This window comes from Tropicibacter alexandrii, from assembly GCF_003667315.2.
Lineage (GTDB): Bacteria > Pseudomonadota > Alphaproteobacteria > Rhodobacterales > Rhodobacteraceae > Tropicibacter > Tropicibacter alexandrii.
In genome coordinates, this window is sequence record NZ_RCTZ02000009.1 from 158,005 (window position 1) to 175,056 (window position 17,052).

A 17,052-nucleotide genomic window follows, 5' to 3' on the forward strand; every position below is an offset into this window, starting at 1 on the left:
AAGAAGAGACGGGCGCGTCTATTGAGGAGGGTGAGATGGGAACGATCAGGCTGACCGCTGCGCAGGCGATGGTGAAATGGCTTTCGGTTCAGATGACCGATGACGGGCAGAGGTTCATCGACGGGGTCTGGGCGATCTTTGGCCATGGCAACGTGGCGGGGCTGGGCGAGGCCTTGCATGACGCGAGCGCGGCGCTGCCGACGTGGCGGGGCCAGAACGAGCAGACCATGGCGCATGCGGCGATTGCCTTTGCCAAGGCGTCCAAGCGGCGGCGGGCGATGGCGGTGACGTCGAGCATCGGGCCGGGGGCCACGAACATGGTGACCGCCGCCGCGCTGGCGCATGTGAACCGTCTGCCGGTGCTCTTGATCCCGGGCGATGTGTTTGCGGGCCGCCGCCCCGATCCGGTCTTGCAGCAGGTCGAGGACTTCGAGGACGGCACAGTCTCGGCCAATGATTTGTTCAAGCCGGTTTCGCGTTACTTCGACCGGATCACCCGGCCTGAGCATCTGCTGACCTGCCTGCCGAGGGCCTTGGCGGTGATGACCGATCCGGCCAATTGTGGCCCGGTCACGCTGTCCTTCTGTCAGGATGTGCAGGCAGAGGCGTATGACTACCCGGAGGCGTTCTTCGAGCCGCGCGTTTGGCGCATCCGCCGACCTGAGCCGGATGCCGGCGAGCTGGCCGAGGTGGTCGAGCTGATCCGTGCTGCGAAGAACCCGGTGATCCTCTGCGGCGGGGGTGTCATCTATTCCGGGGCCGAGGAGGTTTTGGGGCCTTTGCGACCCGGCACCAGATCCCCGTCGTGGAAACGCAGGCGGGCAAGTCGGCCTTGGCGCAGGCGCACCCGATGAACTTTGGCGCAAGCGGTGTCGATGGCTCGGCGGCAGCGAACGCGGTGTCCGAAAACGCTGATCTGGTGATTGGTGTGGGGACGCGGTTCCAGGACTTTACCACCGGGTCCTGGGCCTTGTTCAAGAACCCCGCGCGGCGGTTGGTGTCGATCAACGTCGCAGCCTATGACGCGGTGAAACACGGTGCGGTGCCTTTGGTGGCCGATGCGAAGGTGGCGCTTGAGAAGATCGGGGCGGCAATGGGCGACCACGCGGCCAGCGCCCCCGATGCCAAGCTGCGGACCGACTGGCTGGATGCCGTGACCGCCCATTGCCAACCTCGTAAGGGCGGCGAAGGATACCGCCCGCTTGATGCCGAGGTGATCGGCGCGGTGCAGCGCGCGACCGGCGAGAACGCCGTGGCGATGTGCGCAGCCGGCACCATGCCCGGTGCCTTGAAGCTGCTCTGGCAGCCCAGCCAGGGCGGCTATCACATGGAATACGGATTCTCCTGCATGGGGTACGAGATCGCCGGGGCGATGGGCTTGAAACTGGCCGCGCCCTCACGCGAGGTGATCTGCTTTGTTGGTGACGGCTCGTATATGATGGCCAACAGCGAACTCGCCACAGCGGTGATGCGCCGCGTGCCCTTCACCGTCGTGCTGACCGACAACCGGGGCTATGGCTGCATAAACCGCTTGCAGACTTTGGTCTGCGGCGGGCCGTCCTTCAACAACCTCTACGAAACCTGCAATGTCGAAGACCAGCCGCAAATCGACTACGTGGCCCACGCGGCCAGCATGGGGGCGCATGCGGTCAAGGCCGCGGACATTGCAAGCCTCGAGGCCGAGATCGCTCATGCGCGGGGCCGCGACCGGCCCACGGTGATCGTGATCGAGACCAACCCGGCCGAGGGGCCTGGCTTTGGCGAGGCGGGCCATTGGTGGGACGTGGCGGTGCCTGCGGTCAGCGACCGCGAGGGCGTGCGCGCGGCCTACGCGGCCTACCTTGAAAACCGGATGCAACAACGGCTGGTCGACTGACCTATCAGGAAAGACACGGACATGAGTGTGAAAATCGGGATCTCTCTGATCGCCTGGCAGAACGACGACCTGCCGGACCTGACCGCTGCCTACACCACCGAAGGCGCGATGGAGGATGCTGGGCGCATTGGCTACATGGGGGTCGAGCGCGGCCGCCGGATGCCCGTCAATACCGAAGGCTTGCGCGCCTATCTGGATCGCTACGGGGTCAGCTTGTGTGGCGGTTGGTGCTCGGGCAACCTGATGGTCAACGATCTGGCGACCGAGCAGGACGCCATCCGGCAGCAGGTCGACCAGTTCGCGGCCCTGAACGCGCCCTGCATCGTCTATGCCGAGTGTTCCAACACCATTCAGGGGGATCAGGGCACGCCCGTGTCACGCCGCCCCAAGTTAAACCGTGACGAGGTGCTGGCCTATGCCGCCAAGCTGTCCGAGCTGGCCAAGTGGTCGGCGGATCGTGGCACGCCCTTGGCCTATCACCACCACATGGGCGCGATGATCCAAGACGCCGAGGACATCGACTGGCTGATGGAGGGGTCCACCCCCGACCTGCACCTGCTCTATGACACTGGCCACCTGCATTTTGCTGGGGCCGATCCCTTGGCCGTGCTGGACAAATGGGGCGACCGGGTGCGCCACGTGCACTTCAAGGACGTGCGCCAGCCGGTGCTGGACTGGGTCCGGGCCGAGGATCGCAGCTTTCTCGATGGCGTCGCCGCTGGCGTCTACTCCGTCCCGGGCGACCCGGATGGCTGCATCGACTTCCAAGCGATCACCGACAAGCTGGCGGCGATGGACTACAATGGCTGGATCGTCGTCGAGGCCGAACAGGACCCGGCCAAGGCGCCGCCATTTGAATACTCCAAACTCGGCTTCGACCATATCCTCGACATCTGCGGCCGCTCCGGCCTGACCCTAACCAAGTGAGGCCCGACATGCCCGATCTCCTTCGCAAACCCTTTGGCACCCACGGCAAGGTCCACGAGATCACCCCGCAAACGGCGGGCTGGCGCTATGTGGGGTTCGGCCTTTACCGCCTGAGCGCGGGCGAGACCGTAGGCGAGGCGACCGGCGATCGCGAAGTGATCCTCGTCATGGTCGAGGGCAAGGCCATGATGACCGGCGCGGGGCAAGACTGGGGCGAATTGGGCGAGCGAGTGGACGTGTTTGAAAAGACCCCGCCGCATTGCCTGTACCTGCCGAACGGCACCGACTGGCAGGCCACGGCCACCACCGATTGCGTCATCGCCGTGTGCACGGCGCCGGGGCAGGGTGGTCACAAGGCGCGCCGGATCGGCCCTGACGGCATCACCCTGACCGAACGCGGCAAGGGCACCAACACCCGCCATATCAACAACATCGCGATGGAGACCGAGGACTATTGCGACAGCCTGCTTGTGACCGAGGTCTTTACCCCGGCGGGGCACTGGTCGTCTTACCCCAGTCACCGCCACGACGAGGACGACTTTCCACGCATCACCTATCTGGAAGAAACCTATTACCACCGGCTGAACCCCGCCTCGGGCTTCGGCATCCAGAGGGTCTATACCGATGACGGCCAGTTGGACGAGACCATGGCCGTCAGCGACGGCGATGTCGTCCTTGTCCCGCGTGGCCACCACCCCTGCGGCGCGCCCTACGGGTTCGAGATGTATTATCTGAACGTCATGGCCGGGCCGCTGCGGAAATGGCGCTTTGTTCCCGCGCCAGAGGTCGAATGGATCATGGAACGGGACGCCTGACGCGTTGGCAGGCTGCGCCACGGGGCGCTTTGTTCCCGCGCGCCGGGCGGGCCGGGTGGCTCAGTCGATCCACCCTTCCGAGAAGACCAGCGAGGCCCGAAAGATCGGTCGCTTCGTCCCGTCGCGGACTGTTACCGTGACGGGACGACCGAGGTTGTCGGGCAGGTTGTCGCGTGCGATCGGCGCCAGAACGGCCAAGGCCGCCTTGCGCGCCTCGTCGCGGTTCAACAGTTCGGTTCCGGTATCGTCGTGGATCGCATGCCCACCATCGTTGATGTCGAAGAAAAACAGCGTCATTCGCTTTGCTTTCAAGTTGCGTCCGCAGCGCCCGGAGGGGAACGCGCGGGACCTGTGTCGCCCAGATGCAGGTAATCCTCTTCGAACCCTGCAAATGTGCTGAGCGCGTCGAAATCCATCACCGATACGCGGCTGGCCTGAACGTTGATCAACCCCGAATGCCGCAGACTGGAGACAACACGCTGTGCATGCACGGACGAGATCCCCAAGATATCGCCCAGCTCTTCTTGCGTCAGCGGCATGAAGGAGTCATGCAACTGGCCGACCGCCTGAAGGCGCATGTGCAATTCGCAAAACAGGTGCGCCATCTGGTGATCCGCGCGCCTGCGCCCCATATTGACCAGCCATTGCCGCAGGATCGCCTCGTCGACCAAGGTCGCCCAGAACAACGCGCGCCGGATGCGCGGGTAATTGTCGAGCAGGTCCTCGATCGTGCTGCGCGGGATCCGGACGATCTCGCAATCGGTCAGCGTGCCGATGCTGTGGTCCATATGCCCGAGGATGGCGATGTTCAGGTCACAAATATCGCCCGGCAGCATCAGCGCCACGATGGCGCGACCGCCATCCGGCAGAATTTTGTACCGGCATGCCATCCCGCGCAGCACGAGATGCACGAATTCCGGGTTTGCGCCGTGATGGATCAGGTCTTCGCGGGCGGAAACCACGAACGGGTCCGAAACGACATGGGACAGTCGCTCCATGTCTTCGGGCATCAAGGGGCCCGCGTTTCGCAGCTTTCGCGCAAAAACGTTTGTCATCACGATCAACTGGTCATGTGTACGCCACCTTGGACCATCATATCACAATCCGGGTTGATCGGAAAGCGCACCGACAGCGTGCAGCCACCGGGTTCGCCGGGATGCCACTGCGCCTCGCCACCCAGATCGCGGGCGAGGGCGGCGATGATGCCGGTGCCCTGACCGTCGCCCGGCTCACCCCGCAGGCCGACACCGTCATCCGCGACCTGAAGCTGCATGAAGCCGCCGTCGCTCATCGAGACCTCGATGGCGACCCGTCCGCCTTCGTGCTCGGGAAAGGCATGTTCCAGCGCGTTGGTGATCGCCTCCATCAGGATGCGCGCCGCGTTTTCGGCCACGCGGACGGGCAGGTGGCGTGGGGCATCGTGGTTCAGGGTGATCTCGACACCCTGACCGGCACCGAGATGCTTCCAATGCGGCTCTATCTGGTCGAGGAAGGCACCAAACGCGCCGCGATCGGCTTGGGACAGCGCCAGTTGCAGACTGGTGATGGATTCGATCTGGCTCAGGACCCGGCCAACGCAATCCTTCGCTTCCTGTGTTTCGCAGGTCCTGAGTTGCTGCCGGGCAAAGGCCTGAAGCAGCTGAAACCCGTTTGCCATGCGGTGGCGCATCTCGGCGACCAGAAGCGTTTCGTCGGGGGGCGTGGGGGGCATAGTCAATCCTTTCACTTGAAAACCACCGTCAGGATGAGCCAGCCCGCGGGACGTGTCGGCAACAAATGTTGCCAGCTCGCAAAAGTTGTGCGTGGTGCAGGCGCTCTCCCCAAAGGCGCCAGACAGGTCCTGCGCAGCGTCGCGGGACCGGATCGACTCGGGGGGGGGTTGGCCCTGCCGGTCCGGTCGCCGGTGCCTTCTGTCCCAGACCAGCTGTCGATTAAAATTTCAGCGAACAGGCCGTTTCCTGTCCGCGGGTGAACCAAAACAGGACCAATTTCGGTTTCCCCTCACGAAAAACATTTGACCCACAGTGTATCGAGACCTGCCATGGACGCGGTGACGGATCTGGTTCCACCACGAAACCGCGGACCCCGGATCCTTTGTGATTGGACGACAGGAACAGGAGATCGACTTGGAACAAGACCTTGCAGCATTGGCGGAGACCGTCGCAGAGCTGAAGGCGAACGTGGCCGCAACCAACGGCACCTTCGCCGAGACATTCTATTACATAACCATCCCCCTCATGGTGCTGATCCATGCGGGCTTCCTTGCCTACGAGATGGGGGCGTCGCGCTCGAAGAACGCGCTGGCCTCGGGCATCAAGAACATCCTCGCCTTCGCGATGATCGTGCCCTTCTTCTATTTCGTCGGCTGGTGGATCTACTGGGCCTTCCCCACGGGCCTGTCGCTGTCCGAGGGCGCCATGGGCATCTCGGGACTGGCCTATGCCAACGAGGTTGCCCTGCCGTGGAGCGAATTCATGGGGCCGAACCTCGACGACCGGGCATCGGGCGTGTTTTGGGGGGCGTTTGTGCTGTTCGCCGCCACCACCGCCTCGATCATGTCGGGCGGCGTGATCGAACGCATCAAGCTGACCGGCTTCGTCGTGCTGGCCATCGTGCTGGGCGCGTTCGTCTGGATTCTCGCGGCAGCTTGGGGCTGGCACGCGGATGGTTGGCTGGTCACGCAGTTCGGCTACCACGATTTCGGCGCAGCGGGCGTCGTGCACATGATCGCGGGCTTCTTCACGCTGGGGGTTCTGCTGAACCTCGGGCCGCGCATCGGCAAGTTCAACCCGGACGGCACCGCCAACCACATCGCGGGTCACTCCATGCCAATGACCCTGATCGGGCTGATGCTGATCATCGCGGGGTTCTGGGGCTTTCTCATGGGCTGCGTGATCGTCCCGGGCGAGGCATGGAGCTGGGGGTCCACCATCGAAGCCACGATCTACGGCACGCCGATGACCATGGCGGGCATGACCTTCAACACGCTGATGGGCTTTGCCGGTGGCATCATCGGCGCGTGGATGGTCACGCGTGACCCGTTCTGGATGATGTCGGGCGCGCTTGGCGGGATCATCTCCTGCGCGGCCGGTCTGGACCTGTGGTATCCGCCCATGGCCTTTGCGATCGGCTTCATCGGGGCAAGCGCGATGCCCTTCGTTGCCTCCTTCGTCGAGAAGATGCGCGTCGACGACGCCGTCGGTGCCTTTGCGGTGCATGGCTTCCTCGGCCTCTGGGGTCTTCTGGCGGTGGGCATCGCCGCGCAGGGCTATCCGGCGCTGTTCGGCGAGGACGTGATCACCACCTCCTTCACCGGCCAGTTGGTGGGCGCCATCGTGATGGGCCTGCTGGGCTTCGTCCCGGGCTACGTCGTCTCGCTGATCCTGAAGGTCACGGGGCAGCTGCGCGTTCCCGAAGAGGCCGAGATCCTCGGGCTCGACGCCGTCAAGGTCCCGGCTTCGGCCTATCCCGAATCCCTTCATCCCTCGGTCACCCCGGCGGAATGATCCCTCACAGGAAAGGAATATCCCATGGAAGCACCATTTGACGCGACAAGCTGGGACGGCATCACCGGCGCGATCTATGCCGGGCATGGCTCGGTCGAGGGGCTCTGGCTGCTCTTGTGTCTGGCGATGGTCGTTGCCGCGATCATCTTTGGCTGGCGGCACGAGGAACACGCCTACCGCGCGACGAAGCGCAAGCCGTGACGCCATCAGGCAGGGGGCGCGCGATGCCCCCTGCCAACCGCAGCACGCAGAATCAGAGAGGCGCCCGGTATGATCCGGGCGCCTTTTTGGTTGGCCCTCGCGGGCGGGCCCCGGGACAGAGCGCATGAAAAAAAGGCCGGTGCGGATGTCTCGCACCGGCCTTTATGTTGTCCGGGGCGCTGTGCCGCCCCGGCCGTTTCACATCAGTTCTGGAGGTAGACCCCAAGGCTGTCATCTAGCGCGTCCTTCCACGGGGTGTGGTGGACGGGGGCCATGGTGCCCGTGATGACCGACTTGTAGCTGTTATTGCGGAAACCCATGATGTCCTTGGCTTTGTGCTTCTTCCATTCGAAGAACGCCTCGCACGCGCCGTCGATGTCGAAGCTGGGATAATCCGTCTCGGCCACCAGTTCCTTGACGTAGTCGGCCTGATAGCGAATGGCGTACTTGGTGTCGTCGTCAGCTTCTTCGCGCTCTTCGCGCTCCTTGACGTCGGCCAGCATCTCGTCCTTCGACACCTTGGACAGATCGATCTTGCCCATGATCGCGTCACGCGCCCACCAGGCCTGCGCGTCGAACATGTTGAAGGTGAACCACTGGTCCTGCATGCCCAGATAGAACATCTTGGGATTGTGGACGAAAACGACGCCCTTGTAGAGGTCGGCGGTGGCCAGACGGTTGGCCGTCTTCAGGCGCAGATCGTCGGGCAGGAAGCTGAAATAATGCTTGTAGCCGGTGCACAGGATGATCGCGTCGACCTCCTTGCTGGTGCCATCGGAGAAGTGGACGGTGTTGCCGTCGACCTTGACCATGGCGGGCTTCTCTTCCCAGTTGTCGGGCCAGTTGAAGCCCATCGGCGCGCTGCGATAGCACGAGGTGACGGTCTTGGCGCCGTATTTCCAGCACTGCGAGCCGATATCCTCGGCGGAGTAGGACGAGCCGACCACGAGGATGTCCTTGCCACTGAATTCGCGCGCGTCGCGGAAGTCATGCGCGTGGACCAGACGGCCGTTGAACGATTCGAAACCCTCGTAATAGGGCACGTTCGGCGTCGAGAAGTGGCCCGAGGCGCAGATCACGTAGTCGAATTCCTCGGAATAGCTGCTGTCCTTGGTGTGGTCGTGGACGGTGACGGTGAACTTGCCCGTCGCGTCGTCATAGTTGACCCAGCGCACGGCGGTGCTGAAGCGGATCCAGTCGCGCACGTTCGCCTTCAGGACGCGGCCTTCGATATAGTCGAACAGGACCGCGCGGGGCGGGTAGGAGGCGATCTGCTTGCCGAAGTGTTCCTCAAAGGAATAGTCCGCGAATTCCAGACCTTCCTTGGGGCCGTTCGACCACAGGTAGCGGTACATCGAGCAGTGGACCGGCTCGCCGTTCTCGTCCAGGCCGGTGCGCCAGGTGTAGTTCCACAGGCCGCCCCAGTTGTCCTGCTTTTCAAAGCAGACGATCTCGGGAATTTCTTCGCCCTTGGCCGCGGCGGACTGGAATGCGCGCAGCTGCGCAAGGCCCGAGGGGCCCGCGCCGATGATGGCAACTCTGGTCTTGGTCATATGCGTCTCCATGCTGGTATGGACCAATGTTCGCTTATTGGTGCTTTTGGTCCATGCCAGACTGGGCAACTGCCCCTTGGCTTGTCAATGAATATTCTTTGAAAGAATATAATTTCACTGCCTGCCTCTGGCGCCTTGGACCGAAGCTGCTAAATTCAGGGCATGTCCGGTTCCAGTTTCGCCCAACGCCTCGCCATCGGAAGCGCGCTTCCCCGTCTGTCTGTCGGCATGCCGCAGGCGATCAATATCGGTTTTCTGGCACCGCTGAGCGGCCCGGCGGAAAGCTGGGGTCTGCCGGGGCTGAACGGATGTCGCCTGTGGGAGGACTGGCTCAACAGGGCAGGGGGGCTGTTGCTGGGCGGGCGGCGCTTTCCCGTGCGCATACATGCGGTCGATTGCGGCTATGACGCCGCCCGCGCGCTCGAAGGGGCGCGGCACCTCGTGCAGACCCATGACGTGTCGCTGATGATGATGCTGGGCGGGGAATCCTTCCTCGCGGTGCGGGACTACCTGATGTCGAACAAGGTGCTGACCTCGACCCTGCTGACCAGCGACCTGTCCCCGGACACGCCCTACCTGATCGCCCCCAGCGAGTCGTTGCCGATCTACACCGTCACGGCCGTCGACTGGATCGCGCGGAACCGCCCCGAGATCAGGACCGTTGCGCTGTGCGCGCAGTCCGATGCGCTTGGCCTGCCAGCGCTCGCGGCCTATCGCGCGGCCTTCAAGGCGGCGGGCATCCGCATCGTCGAAGAGATCCGCTATGATCCGGAAAGCAGCGACGCGGCGGCGGTGGTCGACCCGATGCTGGCGGCGCAACCGGACATGCTGTGCTGGTGTGCGAGCTACACGCCGATGGTCCATGCGATGACGGAATACGCGTTCCACCAAGGGTTCGGGGGCCAGCTCCTGTCCTGCACGGCGGACAGCTATGACCAGCTGATCGCCCGCACCTCGCCCGAATTCATGGAGGGCTTCCTGTTCCAGTTCCCGGATTTCGACGATCCGGCGCTGGCGGAAAAGGCGTTCTTCTTCAACCAGCCGCAGACCTTCTTTGACGAATACAACGCGCGGTTCCCGAACAGCTGGACGGCGGTCAGCTGGGAATACGCGGCGATTCTCGACATCTGGCAGTCTGCGGTGGAGCGGGCGGGCAATCCGCGCTCGGTTTCGGTGCTTGCGGCGATGCGGCAACTGGGCAGCGTGATGCACGCCTTCGGCCCGGCGCGCTGGTGGGGCGAGGACATGTTCGGCCTCAGCCACACGTTGATCGGCGACTGGCCGGTGGTCCGGATCGAGGGGGGCAAGGCGCGGATCGTGGCCTTCGGGTCGATCCCGGATTGGCTGGCCCGACATGAAGGCCTGCTCAAGGACGAGATGGCCGCGCTTGGGCAGCTTTGGCATCAGCGCCATGCTGTGGGCACCCCGCCCAAGCGGCTGGCGGCGCGACTGGCGGCTCAGCCCTCCTGAAGCAGCATCTTCTGCTCTTCGATCAGGTGCAGCTTGATGTATTCGACGGCGGTTTCCACGTCGCGCGATGAAATGGCGTTGAACAGGGCGTTGTAGCGCTTTTGATAATCCTCGATCCGCTTGGGCGTCAGGTGACGGCGCATGAGGTTGGACCGGAAGGTCTGCAGGCAGGCCTCGATCGCCAGTTCATAGCAGGAGGCCAGCAGCGGATTGCCGGTGCCATTGGCGATCTTGCGGTAAAACGCCTCTTCGGCCTTGATGAACTCGCCGGAATCCGTGGTCACGGCTTCGAGTTGGGTCAGGATGTCATCCAGTTCCATGATGTCGCGCTGGGTCATGTTGATGACCGCGAGCCGCACCATTTCCGGTTCGAGAATGCCGCGCACCACCAGATGGTCCAGCGGGCTGGTGTTCTCGGCCAGCGCGGTGCGGCTGTCGGGTCGGCTGGTTTCCGACTTGTAGGTGACAAAGCTGCCGCTGCCGGCCCGGCGCCGGATGATGTTGCGCGATTTCAGAACGTCGAGCGCGTCGCGCACGGTGTTGCGGGCCACCCCCAATTCAGAGGACAGCGTCCGTTCCGACGGCAGCCGCGCGCCTTCGGGATATTCCTCGGACTTGATCCGCGCAAAGAGGCTGTCGATGACGACCTGCACCGTGGCACCGACCGAATGGTTGGTGACGATCTGCGATGCAGTGCGCTGGGTCTGCGAAGTCATGCGGGGGTGATCCTTCGGTCCGTGTTGCCCACAAGATATGGAGATCACGCGGGGGCGACAAGTGTCGTGCCCGGTTTGGCGGCAGCACACTGAACCGCTTTGCCCCGGGTTTGGGTCGAAATTGGTTCAGCACGGGTCTGGATGCGGTCTGCAATCCCACCAAAAAACCAAGAGTTTTCACCCGGTTTTCCGTTTCCAAACGAAATATTGTAACTTCAAGAAACAAATTTTCTTGCGAGGATGAAAATGGGTTGCTAGCCTTTTCCTGCAAGTCAGACCAATTTGGGAAACTGGTACTCTCTCGGATTGGGGAAGAGCCGTACAGGCCGGTTTTGGCTTTACTGCCGCGTGAACAGGCGCGGACCCAACGGAGGAGAAACGCATGATCCCGAAATTCCTGACCGCCGGCCCCAGCCGACGTACCTTTCTGAAGACCGCGGGCGCCGCTGCCGCCAGCCTCGGCCTGCCGCGCATGGCGCTGGCCGCGGGCGAGCCGATCAAGATCGGCTTTCTTGCGCCGCTGACCGGCGCCGTTGCCGCTTGGGGCAAGCCCGGCCTTGACGGGTGCGAGATCTGGGCCGAGCGCGTCAACGCGGCCGGTGGCATCCAACTGGCCGATGGCGCCCACCCGATCGAGTTCGTGTCCTACGACAACGAATACGACCCGGCCAAGGCCCGCACCGGCGCGACCAAGCTGATCCGCGAGGATGGCGTCAAGTTCATCATGATGCTGGGCGGCGATACATGGCCGGGCGTGCAGCCGGTGGCCGACCGGACCGGCATGCTGTTCTCGACCCTGCTGCCGTCCGACCTGTCGCCCGAAACCACCACTTTGGTCGCCCCGGCCGAGGTTCACCCGATCTACAACGTCACCGGCGTCGAGTGGTTGGCCGAGAACAAGCCCGACCTGAAGACCGCCGTGATGTGCGCGCAGGACGATGCGCTGGGTCTGCCCTCGGTCGCGACCTATCTGGCCGCCTTCGAGGCGGCGGGCATCGAGATGCTGGACGAGCCGCTGCTGTTCGACCCGGCCACCACCGACTTTGCCCCTGTCGTCACCCGCCTGATGGCGAAGAACCCGCAGATCATCTGCTTGGATACCTGCTATTCCGACTATGTCCACCCAATCTGCGAACAACTGTTCCAGCAGGGCTTCAAGGGCCAGATCATCAGCTGCACCGCCGATTTCTACGACCAGATGATCGAAAAGACGTCGAAGGATTTCATGGAAGGCTTCGTCTTCCAGTTCCCGGATTTCGACGATCCGGCGTTGAACTCGGATGCGATCAACTTCCAGGACCCGAACGGCTTCTACGCGGAATACAACAAGCGGCATCCGGGCCAGTGGGGCGCGGTGAGCTGGGAATATGCCTCGATCATGGACATGTGGAAGGCCGCCGCCGAAAAGGCCGGGTCCGCCGAGCCCGATGCGGTCATGACCGCGATGAAGGACGGGCGCGGGGCACATGCATTCGGCGACGCGGATTGGTGGGGCAAGGACCTGTTCGGCATCGACAACGCGCTGGTCGGTGACTGGCCCGTCGTTGCCATCGAGAACGGTAAGGCGGTCATCAAGGAGTTCCGCTCGATTCCTGACTGGTACAACCGGCATGGCGACCTGATGGTCAAGCATATGCAGGCCTACGGCCAGATGTGGGACCAGCGCGGCTGATCCCCCCGGCGGCGCCCCGATGGGGGTGCCGCCTTTCCTTTTCCAGAAAGACAGGGTTGATCCCATGCTCGAACTCCTGGCGCAGACCGGGCTGAATGCCGTGTATGCGGCGAGCTATATTTCGCTGGTCGCTGTCGGCCTTGTTCTGATCTTTGGCGTGATGGGCGTCGTGAACTTCGCGCATGGCGAACTGTTCATGGCGGGGGCCTACGCGATCGTGGCGCTTTACGCGGACATGAACGTGCCGTTTTTCATCGCGGTGGCTGTCGGGATGGCCTTTGTCGGCTGTCTCGGGCTGCTGATGGAATGGGCGCTGTTCCGACCGCTGAAGGACAACCCGCTGGGTGGGCTCGTGGCCTCGATCGGGTTCCTGATGATCCTGCAATCGCTGGCCGTGATGGGGTTCGGCGTGCGGATGGAGCACATCCCCCCGGTCACGCAAGAGGTCGTCCGCTTTACCGACAAGGTCGGCCTGCCGGTCGCGCGCCTGTATGTGATCGTCGCGGCGATCGTGTTCCTGTCGGCGCTTTGGTACTTCCTGAAGCGCACGCGGTTCGGCTGGGCGTTGCGCGCCTCGGCACAGGACCCGGAAGCGGCGGCGCTGCAAGGCATTTCGATTACCCAGACCGCGCGCATCGCCATGTTCATCGGCGCGGCGCTGGCCGGGGTCGCGGGGGCGCTGACCGCGCCCTTGGTGTCGGTCAACCCGCATATGGGACATTCGGTGATCGTCACCGCCTTCATCGTCATCATCGTCGGCGGGGTGGGCTCGCTGGAGGGCGCGATCCTCGCCTCCATCGCCTATGCCTTCGTGCATACCTTCGTCACCACCTTCTGGGACGGGGTGCTGGCCGATATCGTGGGCCTGTCGCTGATGCTGATCGTGCTGATCGTCAAGCCGACCGGCCTGTTCGGGAGTGCGGATCGTGCGTAACCTGTCCATCCTTCTCGTGGGCCTCGCCGCGTTGATCGCCCTGCCGCATGCGCTCAGCTTTTCGCAGCAGGAAATCCTCGTCTTCCTTGTCATCAACGTGCTGCTGGTGACGTCCTACCGGCTGTTGACCCTGACCGGGGAATGGTCGCTGGGCCATGTGGTCATCATGGGGGTCGGGGCCTATGCCTCGGCGCTTTATACCAAGGAGCTGGGCATTTACGTTCCGGTCTCGATGATCCTTGGCGCCGTCACGGCGGCGTTGCTCGCGGTGCTGCTCTCCTTCCCGCTGTTCCGGATGAAGGGGTTCTACTTCCTCATCGGGTCCTTCGCCGCGGGCGAGATCATCCGCCTGATCTGGAAGCGCTTCCGTGAACCGTTCGGCGGGGTGCGCGGGATTTCCGGCATCGACCCGATGCCCGACTTTTCCATCGGCATCTACCAGTTCGATTTCTTTGAACCCGTCTCTTATTACTACTTTGCCGGGGCCATCGTGATCGCGTCGCTCTGGGTGCTTTGGCGGATCGAGAAATCGCCCGTCGGCCTGACCTTTCACGCGGTGCATTGGCAGGACAAACTGGCGCAGGCCTCGGGCGTGAACCTGCGCGCCTATCGCACGCTGGCCTTTGCGATCGCCTCGGGCTTTGCCGGTCTCGCCGGGGCGTTGCAGGGGCACTATGTCGGCACGGTCAACCCGAACTCCTTCGATATCGAGGTCATGGTCTTTGTCCTGACCTGGGCCATCGTTGGCGGCACGCAGACGTTTTACGGCCCGATCCTCGGCTGCATCGTGCTGACCGTGCTGAACGAGATCGTGCTGCGGGAAATGGGGCTCGAACAGGCCCGCCCGCTGATCTACGGCGCGATCATGATCCTGTCGATCCTGTTCCTGCCGAACGGGTTGGAAAGCCTCGTCCAGAAAGCCACGCGCCGCAAGCCGGTCGCCAAACCCGAAGAGAAGGCCGCGACATGACCGATTTTCTCGAAGTGCGGAACCTGACCATGCGGTTCGGCGGGCTGACCGCCGTGGATGCGCTGTCCTTCAAGGTCGACCACGGCACGATCCACGGGCTGATCGGCCCCAATGGCGCGGGCAAGACCACCACCTTCAACATGATCTCGGGGTTCTATACGCCCACCGAAGGCCAGATCCTGCTGCGGGGCGAGGATATCTCGGGGCTGAAAATGCACGAGGTCGCGCGGCGCGGCGTCGTGCGGACCTTCCAGCACTCGACCCTGTTTGCCGAACTGACCGTGCTGGAAAACGCGCTGGTCGGCACGCATATGCCGTTCCGCCCCAACATCTTTGCCGCGATCCTCGGCTGGGACAAGGAGGACCGCCGCGGCGCAGAGGCCCGCGCGCGTGAGGCGCTGGACTTCTTCGGCCTGTCCCACCTGATCGAGGAGCGGGCAGGGGACCTGTCGCACGGCCACCAGCGCGCGCTGGGTATGGCCGTGGCCTATGCCAGCCACCCGGACGTGATCCTGCTGGACGAGCCCTTTACCGGCATGAACCCGGAAGAAACCAAGCACATGATGGGCCTGATGCGCCGTCTCAAGGAGGACGGCATCACCATCCTTCTGGTCGAACACGACATGCAGGCCATCATGGGCCTGTGCGACCGGATCACCTGCATGAGCTTTGGCAAGTTTCTGGCCGAGGGCGGCCCGCAGGAAATCCGCAACCATCCGGCGGTGATCGAAGCCTATCTGGGGGGCGCGCGCCATGTTGCTTGAGATGAAGGGCATCGCCGTCAATTACGGCAAGATCAACGCGATCCGGAACATCTCGATTGCCGTCCCCGAGGGCAAGATCGTCACCATCATCGGCGGCAACGGCGCGGGCAAGACCACGACGCTGCGCGCCATGTCCGGCATGATCCCCATCGCCAGCGGCGAGATCCTGTTCGAGGGCAAGCGGATCGACCATTTGCCCGCGCACAAGATCGTCGCCCACGGCATTGCGCATGTCCCCGAAGGGCGCCGCATCTTCAAGGATATGACGGTCGAGGAAAACCTGCGCACCGGCGCCTTCCTGCGGCGCGACAAGGCTGCGGTCGAGGACGACCTCGAAGGCGTCTTCAAGCGGTTTCCCCGCCTGCGCGAACGCCGCACCCAGCGGGCGCAAACCATGTCGGGGGGTGAACAGCAGATGCTGGCCATCGGGCGGGCGCTGATGTCGAAACCGCGCCTGCTGTTGATGGACGAGCCGTCGATGGGCCTTGCGCCGGTGATCGTCGAGGAAATCGCCCGGATCGTCGAGGAAATCAACGCACAGGGCCTGTCCGTGGTGCTGGTCGAGCAGAACGCCGAACTGGCGCTGGAACTCGCCAACCACGCCTATGTGCTGGAAACCGGAAACTGTGCCATGGAGGGACCTGCCAGTGAGCTACGTGGAAATGAACATGTTCGCGCCGCGTATCTGGGGCTTTGACCGGGACGACGCGGAAATGCGCATGGCGCGGGCGTCGGACTGGTCGCGCGCCGATCTGGTCTGGGAGCGTCTGACCGAAGCGGCCCATGCGGCCTATACCTCGGGTGACTTGCGCGGGACCGGGCGTCTGCTGATCGCGGCGGATTGGGTGGGGCGCCTTTGCTTTGATCACGGTGATCTGCGTCGCGCCAACACCGCCGCCAACCGCGCGATCCTCGCCCGGAGCCAAGGCCGGACAGCCCGGGCCGAGGCCCTGCAGAAGCAGGCGCTGGCGCTTTGGCGTGGCGCAGGCGGGCAGATCGACAACCTCGAATTCCGCCCCCGCAGCCGAAGTTCGCTGTTCCATCTCAGGATGGAGGCCCTGCATCGCGACCAGTTCCATGCCAATATGCGGACCCGGTATCACCGCATTGCGGCGGAGACCGAACAGGCCTTGCGGCTGCTGACCGGGGCCACGCCGCAGGGCCGCCCGCTCTATGCCCGCTGGCGGGGGGAAAAGCCGCCGGTTTTCGATGACAGCCGCAAGTTTCTGGCCGCGGCGCTTGCCTTGATCGACGGCTGAGAGGCGATTGGAAACATCAGCCGCGCATCCGAAACCGGGCGCGCGGCTTTTTTGTGCGCAGGGCCCGGCTTGGCACAAAAACGGCCGCAGGTCATGGAAAAATGGTTTGACGCTAAGGAATAAATATTGCCCATTGGGAAAAATTTAACGGGGAGAGTCGCAATGGCATTGGACTCGGACAAGTCGGAAAAAGGCGTTTGGCGCGCTGGTCGGAGCGGTGGGAAGGGTCGGAAGACGCCGAAGGGTCGTCAGTATGACGATGCGGCTTTGGCCGAGGTTCGGGGGCTGTTGGGTGACCGGCCGCGTAGCCGCGATCTGCTGATCGAGTTCCTTCACCTCATTCAGGACGCATACGGGCATCTCTCCGCCGCCCATCTGCGCGCCCTGTC

Annotated in this window: 16 protein-coding genes and 2 pseudogenes; 13 read left to right on the forward strand and 5 right to left on the reverse strand. The window is 63.6% G+C overall.

Going from position 1 to position 17,052, the window contains the following annotated elements:
• The first annotated feature begins 35 nt into the window (after positions 1-35).
• From iolD to iolB, 3 genes and pseudogenes are all read left to right on the forward strand, one after another.
• Positions 36-1,876: pseudogene (gene iolD / locus D8Z78_RS13640) on the forward strand (3D-(3,5/4)-trihydroxycyclohexane-1,2-dione acylhydrolase (decyclizing)).
• Positions 1,877-1,897: 21 nt separating this feature from the next.
• Positions 1,898-2,803 carry a myo-inosose-2 dehydratase gene (gene iolE, locus D8Z78_RS13645; RefSeq protein WP_121630819.1) on the forward strand — a complete coding sequence of 302 codons (906 nt, stop codon included), beginning with the start codon at positions 1,898-1,900 and terminating at the stop codon, positions 2,801-2,803.
• Positions 2,804-2,811: 8 nt separating this feature from the next.
• Positions 2,812-3,618: a 5-deoxy-glucuronate isomerase gene (iolB, locus tag D8Z78_RS13650; RefSeq protein ID WP_121630820.1), complete on the forward strand. Its 807-nt coding sequence runs from the start codon at positions 2,812-2,814 to the stop codon at positions 3,616-3,618.
• Between the two features lie 60 nt (positions 3,619-3,678).
• Here iolB and D8Z78_RS13655 read toward each other — a convergent pair whose 3' ends face one another.
• The 3 genes from D8Z78_RS13655 to D8Z78_RS13665 are packed head-to-tail and all read right to left on the reverse strand — an operon-like array spanning position 3,679 to position 5,329.
• Positions 3,679-3,915, reverse strand: coding sequence for a DUF6894 family protein (locus D8Z78_RS13655; protein WP_121630821.1), 237 nt, complete (start codon positions 3,913-3,915; stop codon positions 3,679-3,681).
• Between the two features lie 11 nt (positions 3,916-3,926).
• The gene (locus D8Z78_RS13660) at positions 3,927-4,673 is read right to left on the reverse strand and encodes a Crp/Fnr family transcriptional regulator (RefSeq protein ID WP_121630843.1); all 747 of its coding nucleotides are present in this window, start codon (positions 4,671-4,673) and stop codon (positions 3,927-3,929) included.
• 5 nt (positions 4,674-4,678) lie between these two features.
• Positions 4,679-5,329, reverse strand: coding sequence for a sensor histidine kinase (locus D8Z78_RS13665; protein ID WP_121630822.1), 651 nt, complete (start codon positions 5,327-5,329; stop codon positions 4,679-4,681).
• Positions 5,330-5,744: 415 nt separating this feature from the next.
• Here D8Z78_RS13665 and D8Z78_RS13670 point away from each other — a divergent pair, with 415 nt between their 5' ends.
• Together D8Z78_RS13670 and D8Z78_RS24620 are read left to right on the forward strand one after the other, a co-directional pair.
• Positions 5,745-7,124, forward strand: coding sequence for an ammonium transporter (locus D8Z78_RS13670; protein ID WP_121630823.1), 1,380 nt, complete (start codon positions 5,745-5,747; stop codon positions 7,122-7,124).
• A gap of 24 nt (positions 7,125-7,148) precedes the next feature.
• The gene (locus D8Z78_RS24620) at positions 7,149-7,325 is read left to right on the forward strand and encodes a hypothetical protein (RefSeq protein WP_164932967.1); all 177 of its coding nucleotides are present in this window, start codon (positions 7,149-7,151) and stop codon (positions 7,323-7,325) included.
• A 203-nt stretch (positions 7,326-7,528) separates the two neighbouring features.
• Here the strand turns inward: D8Z78_RS24620 and D8Z78_RS13675 are convergent, their stop codons facing one another.
• The gene (locus D8Z78_RS13675) at positions 7,529-8,878 is read right to left on the reverse strand and encodes an NAD(P)-binding domain-containing protein (protein ID WP_121630844.1); all 1,350 of its coding nucleotides are present in this window, start codon (positions 8,876-8,878) and stop codon (positions 7,529-7,531) included.
• 162 nt (positions 8,879-9,040) lie between these two features.
• Between D8Z78_RS13675 and D8Z78_RS13680 the strand changes: the two genes are divergently transcribed.
• The gene (locus tag D8Z78_RS13680; protein WP_121630824.1) at positions 9,041-10,348 is read left to right on the forward strand and encodes an ABC transporter substrate-binding protein; all 1,308 of its coding nucleotides are present in this window, start codon (positions 9,041-9,043) and stop codon (positions 10,346-10,348) included.
• Here the strand turns inward: D8Z78_RS13680 and D8Z78_RS13685 are convergent.
• A complete protein-coding gene (locus D8Z78_RS13685) occupies positions 10,336-11,064 on the reverse strand; it encodes a FadR/GntR family transcriptional regulator (RefSeq protein ID WP_121630825.1) in 729 nt (242 codons plus the stop codon). The two genes, D8Z78_RS13680 and D8Z78_RS13685, sit on opposite strands and share 13 nt — an antisense overlap.
• A 382-nt stretch (positions 11,065-11,446) precedes the next feature.
• On the opposite strand from D8Z78_RS13685, the gene D8Z78_RS13690 reads away from it, so the two are divergent.
• The 7 genes and pseudogenes from D8Z78_RS13690 to D8Z78_RS13720 form a co-directional block, all read left to right on the forward strand.
• On the forward strand, positions 11,447-12,736 hold the full coding sequence (locus D8Z78_RS13690) for an ABC transporter substrate-binding protein (protein ID WP_121630826.1): 1,290 nt from the start codon (positions 11,447-11,449) through the stop codon (positions 12,734-12,736).
• Between the two features lie 64 nt (positions 12,737-12,800).
• Entirely contained in the window at positions 12,801-13,670 is an 870-nt protein-coding gene (locus D8Z78_RS13695; protein ID WP_121630827.1) for a branched-chain amino acid ABC transporter permease, read from the forward strand.
• Entirely contained in the window at positions 13,663-14,640 is a 978-nt protein-coding gene (locus D8Z78_RS13700) for a branched-chain amino acid ABC transporter permease (RefSeq protein ID WP_240672119.1), read from the forward strand. The genes D8Z78_RS13695 and D8Z78_RS13700 overlap by 8 nt, the downstream gene beginning before the upstream one ends.
• Positions 14,637-15,404 carry an ABC transporter ATP-binding protein gene (locus D8Z78_RS13705; RefSeq protein WP_121630829.1) on the forward strand — a complete coding sequence of 256 codons (768 nt, stop codon included), beginning with the start codon at positions 14,637-14,639 and terminating at the stop codon, positions 15,402-15,404. Before D8Z78_RS13700 ends, D8Z78_RS13705 begins: the two co-directional genes overlap by 4 nt.
• The gene (locus tag D8Z78_RS13710; protein ID WP_121630830.1) at positions 15,394-16,101 is read left to right on the forward strand and encodes an ABC transporter ATP-binding protein; all 708 of its coding nucleotides are present in this window, start codon (positions 15,394-15,396) and stop codon (positions 16,099-16,101) included. Before D8Z78_RS13705 ends, D8Z78_RS13710 begins: the two co-directional genes overlap by 11 nt.
• Positions 16,052-16,663 carry a tetratricopeptide repeat-containing protein gene (locus tag D8Z78_RS13715; protein WP_240672120.1) on the forward strand — a complete coding sequence of 204 codons (612 nt, stop codon included), beginning with the start codon at positions 16,052-16,054 and terminating at the stop codon, positions 16,661-16,663. The genes D8Z78_RS13710 and D8Z78_RS13715 overlap by 50 nt, the downstream gene beginning before the upstream one ends.
• A gap of 162 nt (positions 16,664-16,825) precedes the next feature.
• Positions 16,826-17,052 (forward strand): annotated as a pseudogene (locus tag D8Z78_RS13720) (NAD(P)H-dependent oxidoreductase subunit E); the annotation flags it as partial.

Bases quoted from the DNA above. Each gene is read 5' to 3' on its own strand.
- iolE (WP_121630819.1), top strand. From the start codon at position 1,898: ATGAGTGTGAAAATCGGGATCTCTCTGATCGCCTGGCAGAACGACGAC.
- iolB (WP_121630820.1), top strand. From the start codon at position 2,812: ATGCCCGATCTCCTTCGCAAACCCTTTGGCACCCACGGCAAGGTCCAC.
- D8Z78_RS13655 (WP_121630821.1), bottom strand. From the start codon at position 3,915: ATGACGCTGTTTTTCTTCGACATCAACGATGGTGGGCATGCGATCCAC.
- D8Z78_RS13660 (WP_121630843.1), bottom strand. From the start codon at position 4,673: ATGACAAACGTTTTTGCGCGAAAGCTGCGAAACGCGGGCCCCTTGATG.
- D8Z78_RS13665 (WP_121630822.1), bottom strand. From the start codon at position 5,329: ATGCCCCCCACGCCCCCCGACGAAACGCTTCTGGTCGCCGAGATGCGC.
- D8Z78_RS24620 (WP_164932967.1), top strand. From the start codon at position 7,149: ATGGAAGCACCATTTGACGCGACAAGCTGGGACGGCATCACCGGCGCG.
- D8Z78_RS13675 (WP_121630844.1), bottom strand. From the start codon at position 8,878: ATGACCAAGACCAGAGTTGCCATCATCGGCGCGGGCCCCTCGGGCCTT.
- D8Z78_RS13680 (WP_121630824.1), top strand. From the start codon at position 9,041: ATGTCCGGTTCCAGTTTCGCCCAACGCCTCGCCATCGGAAGCGCGCTT.
- D8Z78_RS13685 (WP_121630825.1), bottom strand. From the start codon at position 11,064: ATGACTTCGCAGACCCAGCGCACTGCATCGCAGATCGTCACCAACCAT.
- D8Z78_RS13690 (WP_121630826.1), top strand. From the start codon at position 11,447: ATGATCCCGAAATTCCTGACCGCCGGCCCCAGCCGACGTACCTTTCTG.
- D8Z78_RS13695 (WP_121630827.1), top strand. From the start codon at position 12,801: ATGCTCGAACTCCTGGCGCAGACCGGGCTGAATGCCGTGTATGCGGCG.
- D8Z78_RS13705 (WP_121630829.1), top strand. From the start codon at position 14,637: ATGACCGATTTTCTCGAAGTGCGGAACCTGACCATGCGGTTCGGCGGG.
- D8Z78_RS13710 (WP_121630830.1), top strand. From the start codon at position 15,394: ATGTTGCTTGAGATGAAGGGCATCGCCGTCAATTACGGCAAGATCAAC.